This window comes from Alphaproteobacteria bacterium (assembly GCA_019635875.1).
Lineage (GTDB): Bacteria > Pseudomonadota > Alphaproteobacteria > Reyranellales > Reyranellaceae > JAFAZJ01.
The window spans coordinates 227,824-240,227 of the sequence record JAHBYP010000003.1; the positions used below are offsets into that span (position 1 = coordinate 227,824).

At 68.3% G+C, this 12,404-nt stretch carries 13 protein-coding genes; 5 read left to right on the forward strand and 8 right to left on the reverse strand.

From position 1 onward, the window contains the following. Nucleotides 1–7: 7 nt before the first annotated feature. Nucleotides 8–646 carry a hypothetical protein gene (locus KF889_12390; protein MBX3500237.1) on the reverse strand — a complete coding sequence of 213 codons (639 nt, stop codon included), beginning with the start codon at nucleotides 644–646 and terminating at the stop codon, nucleotides 8–10. 24 nt (nucleotides 647–670) lie between these two features. Between KF889_12390 and KF889_12395 the strand changes: the two genes are divergently transcribed. Then, nucleotides 671–1,186 (forward strand): hypothetical protein, encoded by a 516-nt coding sequence (locus KF889_12395; protein ID MBX3500238.1) that lies wholly within the window; start codon nucleotides 671–673, stop codon nucleotides 1,184–1,186. 78 nt (nucleotides 1,187–1,264) lie between these two features. Here the strand turns inward: KF889_12395 and KF889_12400 are convergent, their stop codons facing one another. Next, nucleotides 1,265–1,576: a winged helix-turn-helix transcriptional regulator gene (locus KF889_12400; GenBank protein ID MBX3500239.1), complete on the reverse strand. Its 312-nt coding sequence runs from the start codon at nucleotides 1,574–1,576 to the stop codon at nucleotides 1,265–1,267. Nucleotides 1,577–1,613: 37 nt separating this feature from the next. On the opposite strand from KF889_12400, the gene KF889_12405 reads away from it, so the two are divergent. Beyond that, complete coding sequence (locus KF889_12405; protein MBX3500240.1) at nucleotides 1,614–2,558, forward strand: threonine/serine dehydratase; 945 nt, start codon at nucleotides 1,614–1,616, stop codon at nucleotides 2,556–2,558. A 96-nt stretch (nucleotides 2,559–2,654) separates the two neighbouring features. Beyond that, nucleotides 2,655–3,509 carry a methyltransferase gene (locus KF889_12410; protein MBX3500241.1) on the forward strand — a complete coding sequence of 285 codons (855 nt, stop codon included), beginning with the start codon at nucleotides 2,655–2,657 and terminating at the stop codon, nucleotides 3,507–3,509. A gap of 78 nt (nucleotides 3,510–3,587) precedes the next feature. Here the strand turns inward: KF889_12410 and KF889_12415 are convergent, their stop codons facing one another. From KF889_12415 to KF889_12430, 4 genes are all read right to left on the reverse strand, one after another. After that, nucleotides 3,588–4,856: a TRAP transporter large permease gene (locus KF889_12415; GenBank protein ID MBX3500242.1), complete on the reverse strand. Its 1,269-nt coding sequence runs from the start codon at nucleotides 4,854–4,856 to the stop codon at nucleotides 3,588–3,590. Then, nucleotides 4,853–5,437 carry a TRAP transporter small permease gene (locus KF889_12420; protein MBX3500243.1) on the reverse strand — a complete coding sequence of 195 codons (585 nt, stop codon included), beginning with the start codon at nucleotides 5,435–5,437 and terminating at the stop codon, nucleotides 4,853–4,855. The genes KF889_12415 and KF889_12420 overlap by 4 nt, the downstream gene beginning before the upstream one ends. Nucleotides 5,438–5,534: 97 nt before the next feature. After that, nucleotides 5,535–6,551, reverse strand: coding sequence for a TRAP transporter substrate-binding protein (locus tag KF889_12425; protein MBX3500244.1), 1,017 nt, complete (start codon nucleotides 6,549–6,551; stop codon nucleotides 5,535–5,537). Nucleotides 6,552–6,781: 230 nt separating this feature from the next. Continuing rightward, nucleotides 6,782–7,633, reverse strand: a complete 852-nt coding sequence (locus tag KF889_12430) for a TauD/TfdA family dioxygenase (GenBank protein MBX3500245.1) — start codon at nucleotides 7,631–7,633, stop codon at nucleotides 6,782–6,784. Between the two features lie 58 nt (nucleotides 7,634–7,691). Here KF889_12430 and KF889_12435 point away from each other — a divergent pair, with 58 nt between their 5' ends. Beyond that, nucleotides 7,692–8,336 (forward strand): TetR/AcrR family transcriptional regulator, encoded by a 645-nt coding sequence (locus KF889_12435; protein ID MBX3500246.1) that lies wholly within the window; start codon nucleotides 7,692–7,694, stop codon nucleotides 8,334–8,336. A 130-nt stretch (nucleotides 8,337–8,466) separates the two neighbouring features. Here KF889_12435 and KF889_12440 read toward each other — a convergent pair whose 3' ends face one another. Both KF889_12440 and KF889_12445 read right to left on the reverse strand, forming a co-directional pair. Then, nucleotides 8,467–9,684, reverse strand: coding sequence for a flavin-dependent oxidoreductase (locus KF889_12440; protein ID MBX3500247.1), 1,218 nt, complete (start codon nucleotides 9,682–9,684; stop codon nucleotides 8,467–8,469). A gap of 43 nt (nucleotides 9,685–9,727) precedes the next feature. Then, nucleotides 9,728–10,417 (reverse strand): DUF2272 domain-containing protein, encoded by a 690-nt coding sequence (locus KF889_12445; GenBank protein MBX3500248.1) that lies wholly within the window; start codon nucleotides 10,415–10,417, stop codon nucleotides 9,728–9,730. Nucleotides 10,418–10,604: 187 nt separating this feature from the next. Here KF889_12445 and KF889_12450 point away from each other — a divergent pair, with 187 nt between their 5' ends. Further along, nucleotides 10,605–12,347 (forward strand): long-chain fatty acid--CoA ligase, encoded by a 1,743-nt coding sequence (locus tag KF889_12450; protein ID MBX3500249.1) that lies wholly within the window; start codon nucleotides 10,605–10,607, stop codon nucleotides 12,345–12,347. The last annotated feature ends 57 nt before the right edge of the window (nucleotides 12,348–12,404 follow it).

Here is a 12,404-nt window from a genome sequence, read left to right on the forward strand (position 1 = left end):
CTCGGACTCAGTCGCCTTCCTCCGCCTCCAGACGGATATTGGCGAGGCGCTCGACCTCGTTGATCAGGCCGGCGAGCTCGGGCTCGTTGCCCCACATGTCGAGCTCACGCGTGGCGATCAGGCCCATCGAGAACGGGCCCGGCCGCTCCTCGCGCGGCTCGCCCAGCGCGAACGCACGGCACCAGCGCAGCTGGCGCTCGATGCTGTGGGCCGGCGCCCAGCCGGCCTGGGCCATCGGCACGATCTGCGCCAGCGCCGCGTCGAGCTTCGCCAGGAAGACCGCGTCGTCGCCGCCGGGCCCCGGCAGGTTGGGAAAGTTCCTCGCGTGCTCCTCCCGATAGGCGCGCATCGCCGCCTCGTGATCGTAGGGCGCGGCCGCGCGCAGGCCAACGCCGACATCCAGCGCCGCCTTGAGGATGCGCCTGGCGCTGTCGGGCTCTGCGGTGCGCTCCGACGCGCGGCGCAGCAACGCCGCGACCTGCGGCCAGGCCTGGGGCGGCAACATGCCGAGAAACACGTCAAAGCTCTGCAGCTGGCTTTCCAGGTCGGCGCCGCTGAACTGCGGCAGCACGTCGGCCAGCTGCCGCAGCACCGGCGGAATCGCGGTCCTGTCCGCGGGGATGCCATCGCGTGGCTTGTCGGCCATGGCCGAGCCTATCATAGTCATCGCATGCGCATCGCCCTCGCCCTCCTTGCCTCGCTCGCCCTGCTGTCGGGCTGCTACGACACCGAGCAGCGCGTGCTGCAGCGCGGCCAGGATGTCGGCATCGCCGCCGGCACCTGGCAGTGCCGCAACACCGGCGACAAGGATGGCGGCAGCGTCGTGCTGTCGGGTCCGAACCAGTCGTCGCCCGGCGACCACGTCTATCGCGCCATCGTCGACAACAGCGGCTATGCGCTGCGCATGGAGAAGTCGGGCGACCTGGTCATCGTCGAGGCCGACGAGTCGGGCGGCCGCATCAACCACGTCTTCCTGCGCCGCGAAGCCGACGGCGCCTACGCCATGCTGGTGCCCGACAATCGACCCATGCTCGAGGCACTGGCGAAGACGCACGGCGTCGCGCTCGCCTTCGACCGGCTGGGCCCGCCCAAGCCACGCGGCACGCCCGAGAAGCTGCTGGCCTTCCTGCGCGCGCACAAGGGGCCGGAGCTGAAGCAGACCTCGACCTGCCGCAAGGCCGGCTGACCTCTCTCATCCCGAGCGCAGCGAGGGATCCAGTCAACATCCTGGATCCCTCGCTGCGCTCGGGATGACAGAGGGCTGCTAAAGATCGCGCAGCGCCTTCTTCAGCGCGGAGATCGCGCCCTCGTCGCGGCGGTAGAACGTCCATTGCCGGATGCGCTTGCCGCGCAGCAGGCCGGCCTGCACCAGGATCTTCAGATGCTCGCTGGCGGTCGGCTGGCTCACGCCCAGCTTCTCGGCGATCAGCAGGCCGCAGACGCCGTCCTTCACCAGGTCGCCGTCGACCTGCGGGCGGAAATGCGCGCGCGGATCGCGCAGCCAGTCGAGGATCGCCAGGCGCCGCTCGCTGGCCAGCGCGCGCAGGGCGGCGCGGGAATTGTCGGCCGAACGCATATTGCCAATTAGCCAAGTGCCTAATTATAGTCAAGCCATGCCCGACACGATCGATCGCGCGGCCATCGCCGCCAACTACGCCCGCATCGCGCCCTATGTCCGGCGCACGCCCGTCATGGAAGTCGCCGGCGGCGATTTCGGGCTGTCCCTGCCCGGCCTGCACCTGAAGCTCGAGCTGCTGCAGCACAGCGGCTCGTTCAAGCCGCGCGGCGCCTTCACCAACCTGCTGACGCGCGACGTGCCCAAGGCGGGCGTCGTCGCGGCCTCCGGCGGCAACCACGGCGCGGCCGTGGCCTACGCGGCGATGGTGACGAAGGTGCCGGCGAAGATCTACGTGCCCAGCATCGCCGCGCCGATGAAGATCGCGCGCATCCGCGGCTATGGCGCCGATCTCGTGGTCGGCGGCGAGCGCTACGCCGACGCGCTGGCGGCCTCCGAGGAGTGGCTGGCGCGAAGCGGCGCGATGGCGATCCACGCCTATGACCAGCCCGAGACCCTGATCGGCCAGGGCAGCGTCGGGCTCGAGCTGGAGGAGCAGGTGCCCGGGCTCGACACGCTGCTGGTCGCGGTCGGCGGCGGCGGGCTGATCGGCGGCATCGCCGCGTGGTTCGGCGGCAAGGTGAAGGTGGTCGCGGTCGAGCCCGAGGCGGCGCCGACCCTGAACATGGCGCTGAAGGCCGGCCGGCCGGTCGAGGCGCCGGCCGGCGGCGTCGCCGCCGATTCGCTGGCGCCCAAGCAGATCGGCGGCCTGATGTTCCCCATCGCGCAGCGGCATGTCGCGCAATCGGTCCTGGTGAGCGACGAGGCCATCCTCGCGGCACAGAAAATGTTATGGGACAGGCTTCGACTGGTTGCCGAACCCGGCGGCGCGGCGGCGCTGGCGGCGCTGACGAGCGGCCGCTATGTGCCGAGATCGGGCGAAAAAGTGGCAGTTCTCGTTTGCGGCAGCAATCCGACCAGCACGGACTTCGTCGCCGGCTGACCACAGATTTCCTAATCGATGCGCCGATAATGCTCCTTTGACCCCGGCGGGGCCCGCTCCCATGTTCGGCTCAGCAACTCGAGCCGGGAGCAGCGCATGGACGCCCTGACCGTCACCACCAGCACCACCGAAGTGGTGGCGCCGATCAACTACATCGCGCCGACGGCGGAGAAGCCGTTCAGCTACACCTACGAGCCGCCGCCGGGCAAGCCGTGGCGCAACACACGCTACGAGCCGCAGCCGATGGCGGTGCGCGACGCACGCCGGCTCGCCGAGGAACCGACGCTGGAGAGCGCCGGCTTCACGCTGGTGAATGCGCCCAGCACCGTGCGCGACTTCCACGACGAGCGGCAGCTCGAGGGCACCTACTACGCCGAGGTCGAGGCGCTGGTGAAGAAGCTCACCGGCGCGTCCAGGGTCGTGGTGTTCGACCACACGATCCGCGACGGCCGCAACGCCCAGCGCGACGAACGCGGCGCGCGCGAGCCGGTGAAGCGCGCACACAACGACTACACCCTGAAATCGGGCCCGCAGCGGGTGCGCGACCTTCTGCCGGCCGACGAGGCCGAGCGGTGGCTGAAGGGGCGCTACGCCATCATCAACGTCTGGCGCTCGATCGCGGGCACCATTGAGCAGTCGCCGCTGGGCATCGTCGATGCGCGCTCTGTGGCGTTCGAGGATTTCATCGCCTCGGACCTGATCTACCGCGACCGCCTGGGCGAGACCTACGGCGTGCGCCACAACCCGGCGCATCGCTGGTTCTACTACCCGGCGATGACCGCCGATGAGGCGATGGTCTTCAAGTGCTACGACTCGGCGACCGACGGGCGCGCGCGCTGGACGGCGCACTCGGCCTTCGACGACCCGACCAGCAGGCCCGACGCCCGCCCGCGCCAGAGCATCGAGATCCGCACCCTGGTGTTCTTCGACGAGGACAATCCGCAGGCGTAGTTGCCGGCCGGGGCGCGCCACTCCAGTGGCGCGTCTTGTCGATGATCACTCGCGCCACTGGAGTGGCGCGCCCCAGTCTCAGAACTTCCCGGTCACGAGAAGCATCGCGATCCACGGCTGCCACATCACGACGACCAGGCAGGCCAGCATGATCAGGATGAACGGCAGCGCGGCGCGGCAGAGCAGGCCGAAGTTCTGCTTGAAGGCGCTCATCGCCACGACGAGGTTGAGCCCGACCGGCGGCGTCAGATAGCCGATCTCCAGGTTGAGGATCATGATGATGCCGAAGACGACCTTGTCGTAGCCGTAGGCGGCGGCGAGCGGCGCAAGCAGCGGCGCCAGCACGAGGATCGCCTCGCCCGTCGTCATCAGGCAGCCGACCAGCAGCAGCAGGACGTTGATGATCAGCATGAACACCCAGGGATTCGTGATGTACCCCTGGACATAGGTCACCATCGACTGCGGCACCTGGTGCTCGATCAGGATGATGTTGAGGCTGAGCGCCACCGCGAGCACGGGAAACAGCGAGCCGCCGAGCTTCGAGGCGTCGAGCACGACCTTGTAGAAGTCGCCGATCTTCAGCTCCTTGTGGACGAAGATCTCGATCACCATGGCGTAGGCCAGCGCCACGGCGGCGGCCTCGGTCGCCGTGAACCACCCGGAGTAGATGCCGCCCAGCAGGATCACCGGCATCAGGAAGGCCCAGATGCCGCGGACGCAGGCATTGACGAACTCGTCCAGGGAGAAGCGCTGCCGCGGGATGCGGCGGTTGTACCAGACGGCGTAGCCCGACAGCGCCAGGGTCAGCAGCAGGCCGGGCCCGAAGCCGGCGGCGAACAGGTCGGTGATCGAGGTCTCGGTCACCAGGCCGTAGATGATCATCGGGATCGAGGGCGGGATGATGATGCCCAGCGTGCCGCCCGACATGATCGCACCCAGCGTGAACTTGTTGTCGTAGCCGGCCTGGCGCATGGCCGGATACATCACCGAGCCGACCGCCAGCATGGTGACGATCGAGGAGCCCGAGATCGCGGCGAACACCGCGCACGACAGGATGCAGGCCACCGCCATGCCGCCGGGCACCGACCGCGTCAGCGCCTGCAGCATGCCGACAAGGCGCTGCGCGATCGAGCCGCGCGTCATGACGTTGCCGCACAGGATGAACAGCGGGATCGACAGGATGAGCTCCTTGTCGATGCCGACCCACATGTCCTCGACGATGTAGTCGAGCTGGCCCCTGCCCCAGACCATGTGGACATAGGCCGCGACCCCCAGGAGGATCACGATCAGCGGCTGGCGCAGGAAGAGCAGCAGCGCGATCAGCGCCGCCAGGACGAGACCGCTCATTCCTGGAACTCCGGCGGGCGCGGCCGCGCGCCGGGCCAGGCGGCGAAGACGAAGTAGCGCAGGGCGGCCGACAGGAAGCCCAGCGGGATCGCGGTCTGGATCGGCCAGACCAGCCAGTCGAGCACCGGCATGCGCAGCTCGGTGGCCGCGGTCGAGCGCACGAACTCGACGCCGAACCAGACGAAGCCGAGCAGGAACAGGCCGGTCAGCACGTCGGCCAGCCGGTCCATCGCCGGTCCCCACGCCTTGGGAACCCAGCCAAAGCCGACGCGCGGCACCAGGTGGGCGCCCGTCGCGGTCGCGATGCCCACGCCCATGAAGGCGCCGATGATCAGCCCGATCATGGCGAAGCGCGCTGCGGCGAAGATGCCGGTGGGTCCCACGTCGACGCCGATGGCCGCCAGCACCGGGCCCAGCAACTCGCGTCCGAACACGTCGACGATCATGATCAGCGCGATGAAGGCGAAGCACGCCACCGCCACCCAGCATTCCACCCGATGCCATATCTCGAGGACGCGGCGCACGGCCGGCGGCGCGTCGGATCGCGTCGGATCGACGTCGCCCGAAGGGGACAGGCTCATGGGACTCCGCTGGCCAGGGTGCGCGCGGCACGACGGCGGCGCGCCGGATAGAGAACGGCCGGCGCCACCGGGCGCCGGCCGGACGGGACGCGACGCCTCAGGCGCCGCAAGCCTTCTTGCCGTCTTCCATCAGCTTGAAGAAGGCCGCGGCGTTGCCGCCGACGGTCTTGACGATCTCCGGCCAGGCCGTCGACAGCGCCTTCTGCCACACCGCCCGCTCGGCCGGCGTCAGCGTGACGATGGTGCCGCCGTTCTTCACATGCAGCTCGAGGATCTTCTCCTCGAAGCCGCGGATCTCGGCGCGCAGCTGCGAGGCCGGGCGCTTCTCGACCGTGCGGTGCAGCGCGTTGCGCTGGTCGGCGCTCAGCCCGTCATAGACCCGCTTGGCCATGACGACGACGCCGCCGGAGTCGACGTGGTTGGTGCGCGTGTAGACCGGCGCGATCTTGCCCAGGCCCGACGGCACGTAATAGGTCACCGGCGCGTCGGAGACGTCGACCAGCCCGGTCTGGTGCGCCGAGGACCACTCGGTGATGCCCAGCGGGTTGGGATTGGCGCCCAGCGCCACCCAGAACGCCGCCGCCGTCTTGGTCGGCGCCGAGCGCGCCTTCAGCCCCTTCACGTCGGCCGGCGACTTGTAGGCCTTCTTGCCGACGATGTTCCCCGAGCCGACATGGGTCCAGCCGAGGAACACCACGCCCTTCTGGGCCAGCGCGTTCTTGCTGTAGTTCACCAGGTGCTGGTCGTAGACGCAGTCCTGCTGCCTGGAGCTGCTGAAATAGAACGGCAGGCTGGTCAGCGACAGCTCGGGCACCAGCGCCGCCGCCGCGGCGACCGAGAAGCCGCCGAGATCGATACGGCCACGCGCCGTCTGCTGCATGGTGTCCTGCTCGTTGCCGAGCTGGGCGTTGATGAAGGGGATGATCTTCATCGCCGACTTGGTCTCTTCGTCGAGATCCTTGACGAAGCGGTTGAGCTGCATGACCCAGGGCGTGTTGGGCGGCGCGCCGGTCGTGTAGCGGAACTCCGCCGGCTTCTGCGCCAGCGCGGCGCCAGATACCGCCATGCTCGCCGCCACCGCGATCGCCGCGGGCAATTTCATCAGGTCGCGCATTCCGTCTCGCCTCCCATTGCATGGCGCCGCCGACCTCGGCGGGCCTTCACAACCCGGATACGGCTCTTTCGGTGCGCGCGAGACAGGCATGCGTGGCGACATCCGCACGGCGTGCGGGAAAGTTGCCTCCCCATGCGCCGCCGTTGCGTGCGGTGGCCGCTTCCTTGGTTGAGGCGAATGTCGCCCGACTCGCGGGCGAAGGCCAGCGGAAAGATGACGCCCCGTTCGTATTACGCTGCGAGCGGCACGCCCTCGATGGTGATGCGATGCATCAGGCGGCGTTCGCCCTGGTAGTCGTTGACCGCGCAGTGCCAGGTGGCGCGGTTGTCCCAGAAGGCGATCGAGCCTTCGCGCCACTGGAAGCGCGTGGTGAATTCCGGACGCGCGGCGTGCTCGTACAGGAACTTCAGCAGCGGCGCACTCTCCTGCACCGTCCAGCCCTCGAAGCGCACGGTGAAGGACGAGTTGACGTAGAGCACCTTGCGGCCCGAATCGGGGTGGCGCACGACGACGGGATGGATCGCGTCCTGGGTCGCGAGCTCGGTGTTGCCCATACGGCCCTTGATGTCGGTCTGCAGGTAATTGGCGCCGGCGCCGAAGACGTGGCGGCTGGAGTGGTGCGCGCGCATGCCCTCGAGCGTCTTCTTCAGGCCGTCGGACAGCGCGTCGTAGGCCTTGGCCATGCAGGCGAACATCGTGTCGCCGCCGCGCGGCGGCACCTCGCGCGCCAGCAGGATCGAGCCCAGCGCCGGGATCTGGTCGTAAGTATGGTCCGTGTGCCAGCCGCCGCCGATGTTTGATTTCTGCTCCGGCTCCTTGCGCACCTCGGCGATCTGCGGATAGCCCGGCGCATGCTGGAAGAAGCGGTTGACGTTGATCGGCCCCATGCGCCCGGCAAAGGCGATGTGCTGCTCGGGCGTCAGCTTCTGGTCGCGGAAAAAGACCACGCCGTGCTCGGCCAGCGCCTGGCGGATCTCGGCCACGCCACTGTCGTCGAGCGGCTGCGCCAGGTCGATGCCCAGGATCTCGGCGCCCAGCGCCCCGTTGGTCGGGCGGATGTCGAAACGGCTGTTGCGCAGCATGGCGATCCTCCAGATTGGCTCTTAACAAGAACCATAATTCTAGTTTAAGATTGAGTCAATGGACGCCACCCTTGTTTCCCAGCTCGATATCCCGGGCATGCGCCCGGCGCGGCAGAAGCGCAGCCGCGACCTGGTGGCCGAGTTGATGCGCGCCGGCCTGGAGCTGCTGAAGGATCGCGATTTCGACCGTCTGTCGATCGCCGACCTCTGCGCCGCGACCGGCATCACGGTGGGCTCCTTTTACGCCCGCTTCGACGGCAAGGAGGCCTATATCCGCGCCCTGCAGCTGGGCGTGGTCGAGGAATCGCGCCGCGCCATGCGCCGCGACTACCGCCTGGACATTGCCTGGCCGCGCGGGCTGGCCGGCTTCATCGAGTGGGTGGTAGGCACCTCGGTGACTTGGAACCGACGCTACGAGGGCTTGGTGCGCGCCTCGCTGCGCCAGGCCGGCAGCGACCCCGCAGCCTGGACGCCGCTGCGCGAGCTGGGCCAGGAGCGCGTCTCGCTGGCCCTGCCGATCGCGCTCTCCCTGCTGGGCCGCGAGCCGGTCGCCGCTGACGAGGACGCGATCCGCTTCGCCTTCCAGATCCTGTCGGGCACCATGAACAACATGACCCTGATCAACCCCGGTCCCTTCTCGATCCACCACGAGGCCACGCCGCGCATGCTCAGCCGCGCGATGCTGAAGCTGATCGAGGGGTGAGTCCTTCCCCCGGAGGGGGAAGGTGCCCGAAGGGCGGAAGGGGGATGTCGAAGACGGACTCCTGTGTTCGTCTTCGACATCCCCCTTCCGTCGCTGCGCGCCACCTTCCCCCTCCGGGGGAAGGGAAAACTCACCGTCCCGCCAGGGTCGCCTTGTCGTACTGCGCCACGCGCTTGTAGCTGTCGGAGATCGCGGCGAGTTCGGCCGGGCTGATCACGTCCTCGATGCGCGCGAAGGGCTTGTCGCCGGAGCGCACGAAGACCTCGCGCAGGATGGCGTCGGGCGGGTTCTTGCGGTTGGTCAGCACCACGTCGGTCGTGGGCCCGAGCCGCGCCGCCTCGTAAGCCTTCAGCGCGGCGACGGGATCGGCGTGCTGCCTGAGGCAACGTGCGATGGCATCGGCATCGAGGATCGCCTGCCCCGCCCCGTTCGAGCCGCGCGGCACCATGGGATGCGCCGCGTCGCCCAGCAGCGTCAGGCGGCCGAAGCTCCAGGCCGGCAGCGGATCCTGGTCGACCATCGGGAACTCGAGCACGACATCGGCGGCGCGCAGGAACGCCGGCACGTCGAGCCAGTCGAAATGCCAGTCCGCGAAGGCCCAGAGGAAATCCTCGAGCCGCCCGCCGCGGTTCCAGTCGCGGCTGGTGTCGGCCGGCGTCTCGATCTCGGCCACCCAGTTCACCAGCTGGCGGCCCTCTGCGTCGATCTGCTCGCGGATCGGATAGATCACCATCTTGCCGCAGGCCAGCCAACCCGCACGCACCATGGTCGCCCCTGACAGGAACGGCCGCCAGCGCGTCACGCCGCGCCACATGTTGACGCCGGCGTAACGCGGTGCGCCCTCGTGCGGATAGAGCTGCTTGCGCACCAGCGAGTGGATGCCGTCGCAGGCGATGGCGAGCGAGCCGCTCGCGCTCGATCCGTCGGCGAATCGCGCCACGACACCCGTGTCGCCGGTCTCGACGGCCATGCATCGACGGTCGAGCGCGATGTCGCCCAGCCTCGCGCGCACGGCCTCGTGCAGCACGCGCTGCAGATCGCCGCGATGGATCGAGAATTGCGGATGCGCGTAACCCGCGGCGCGGCCCAGGGGCTCGCGATAGATCAGCTGGCCGAAGCGGTTGAAGAACGCCGACTCCGTCGTCTGCACCGCGACCGCCGCCAGCGCCGGCTCGAGGCCGAGTCGTGCCAGGATCGCCGAGGCATGCGGCAGGACGTTGATGCCGACGCCGATCGGCTCGATCGACGGCGCCGCCTCGAACACGCGGCAACGAATGCCGGCTTCGTGCAGGCTGAGCGCCGTGGTCAACCCGGCGATGCCGCCGCCGATGATCAGAACGTCGTGCATGCGATCCCTTTACCTTCCCCCGGAGGGGGAAGGTTAAGAGAGGCTAATCGCGCTTGTCGACGACGGCGAACCAGGGGCGGCCGCGCACCGGCCGCAGGCCGCCGCCGGCATCTGCCGGGAAGAAGCTCATCGAGACGCTGTCGCTGACGTTGCCGCCGACCACGCGCACGCGGCCGTTGCGGTTGTCGATCACCACGTCGCAATGCGTGACCTCGCGGTCGACCGCGGCGCGCAGGGCGTGCGCGTCGCGATGGCCGCTCGCGCGCGTGCCGGCGCAGACCAGGTCGCCGCTCTTGGGCGCGACGTCGCGCCAGTCCCGCACGACATAGCGGCCCGGCCGGCCGGCGAGCTGCAGGTCGAGCATCGCCTTCAGGTAGTAGGCGTGGCGGCCGCCGCGCCGGAAGTCGCGACCGTTGATGCCGGCGTCCTTCGCCACCCAGCTCACGAAGGCGCCCGACCACGGCTTGTTGCTGCGGCCGTCCCATTCGGGATGGCCGGCGGCGCGCCAGTAGGTGCCGATGCGCGAGGCCAGCGGATCGCGGCTCTCGTGCCCGCCGCCGTTGCGGCCGTTGCGGCCGCCGTAGTCGATGATGTTGCCGCCATAGCGCCTCCACTCGTGCCAGGCGGCCGCCGCGACGCGGTCGTCCGGCGGGGATTCGCCCGGCCCGGAGCCGCACGCCGCCACGCCCAGGCAGAGCGCGGCTGCGAGAAGCGGTCGTCGGCAGGGGATCATTCTCAGTCGAGGGGGCCTTGATTCAACCGTTTGGCGAAATATATCGTAATATCTGACTATTGAGAAGTTCTCTTTATGTAACAGCTTAAGTCAAATGGGTAAGCTACCCTGCCTGTTGCGCTTGACCCCTCGCGGGGCCTCAACTCATAGTTCGCGCAACGAAATCTGCAGGGCTGGGAGACGTCAGATGGCCGATTTTCCCTGGGTGAAGAGCTACCCGCAGGGCGTGTCCTGGGATCTCGACATCCCCAAGCAGGCGCTGCACGAGGCCTTCGAGGAGGCCTGCGCCAAGTACGGCGACCGTCCGCTCACCGACTTCCTCGACAAGATCACGACCTTCAAGGAGTACAAGGAACTCTCCGACCGGGCGGCGGCGGGCTTCCAGAAGCTGGGCGTGAAGCCCGGGGTGCATGTCGGGCTCTATCTGCCCAACACGCCGCACTACATCATCGCCTTCTTCGGCGTGCTGAAGGCCGGCGGCAAGGTGGTGAACTACTCGCCGCTCGACGCCGCGCGCGAGCTCGAGTTCAAGATCGGCGACAGCGAGACCGACTTCCTGGTAACGCTCGACGTCAAGGCCCTCTACCCCAACATGGCGGGCATGCTGGGCAAGACGCGGCTGAAGAAGCTGATCATCGGCTCGATCGCCGATTATCTGCCCTGGCCGAAGAACTGGCTCTATCCGATCGCCAAGAAGGCCGACATCTCGAAGTGGCCGCGCGACGACAAGCACATGGCCTTCAAGGACCTGCTGGCCAACGACGGCAAGTACACCAGCCATCCGCTGGGCGACAATCTCTGGGACGAGGTCGCGCTGCTGCAATACACCGGCGGCACCACCGGCCTGCCCAAGGCGGCGATGCTGACGCACGGCTGCATCATGGCGGCGATGAGCCAGGGCCAGGCCTGGACCACGCCCTACACCAAGCCGGGCACCGAGAAGATCGTCTGCGTGCTGCCGCTGTTCCACATCTATGCGTTGAGCGGAATCATGCTCGGCGCGGTGCGCAACGGCAACCAGCTGATCCTCTATCCGCGGCCCGACGTCGACATGATCGTCAGCGACCTGGGCAAGAAGAAGCCGACCTTCCTGCCCGGCGTGCCCACCCTCTACACCGCGATCAACAAGCACCCCAAAGCCAAGGAGCTCGATCTCTCCTCGCTGAAGATCTGCATGTCCGGCGGCGCGCCGCTGCCGGTCGAGGTGCAGCAGAGCTTCGAGAAGCTGACCGGCGCCACCCTGATCGAGGGCTACGGGCTCACCGAGACCTCGCCCACCGGCGCGATCTGCCCGGTCGACAAGAGCGTGCGCCGCGTCGGCTCGTGCGGCGTTCCCATGCCCGGCACGATCATCGAGATCCGCTCGCTCGAGGACGGCGAGAAGGTCCTGCCGGCGGGCAAGGAGAATGTCGGCGAGGTCTGCATCATCGGCCCGCAGGTGATGAAGGGTTACTGGAAGAAGCAGGACGAGAGCGACAAGGTGCTGTTCTCGACGCCGCGCAGCAACTGGAAGGGCCTGCGCACCGGCGACATGGGCTACATGGACGAGGACGGCTGGCTGTTCCTGGTCGACCGCTCGAAGGACCTGATCATCTCCTCCGGCTACAACGTCTATCCGCGCATGATCGAGGAGGCGACGTACGAGCATCCCGCGGTCGACGAGTGCATCGTCATCGGCATCCCCGACGACTACCGCGGCGAGGCGCCCAAGGTCTTCGTCAAGCTCAAGCCCGGCGCGAGCCTGACCTTCGACGAGCTGAAGGCGCATCTCACCGACAAGATCGGCAAGCACGAGTTCCCGGTCGCCTTCGAGGTGCGCAACGAGCTGCCCAAGACCCCGGTCGGCAAGCTGTCGAAGAAGGAGCTCAAGGCCGAAGAGAAGGAAAAGCACGAGGCGAAGAAGAAGGCCGCCGCACCGGCGGCGGAGTAGTAGCCTCTTAACCTTCCCCCGGAGGGGGAAGGTGCCCGAAGGGCGGAAGGGGGATGT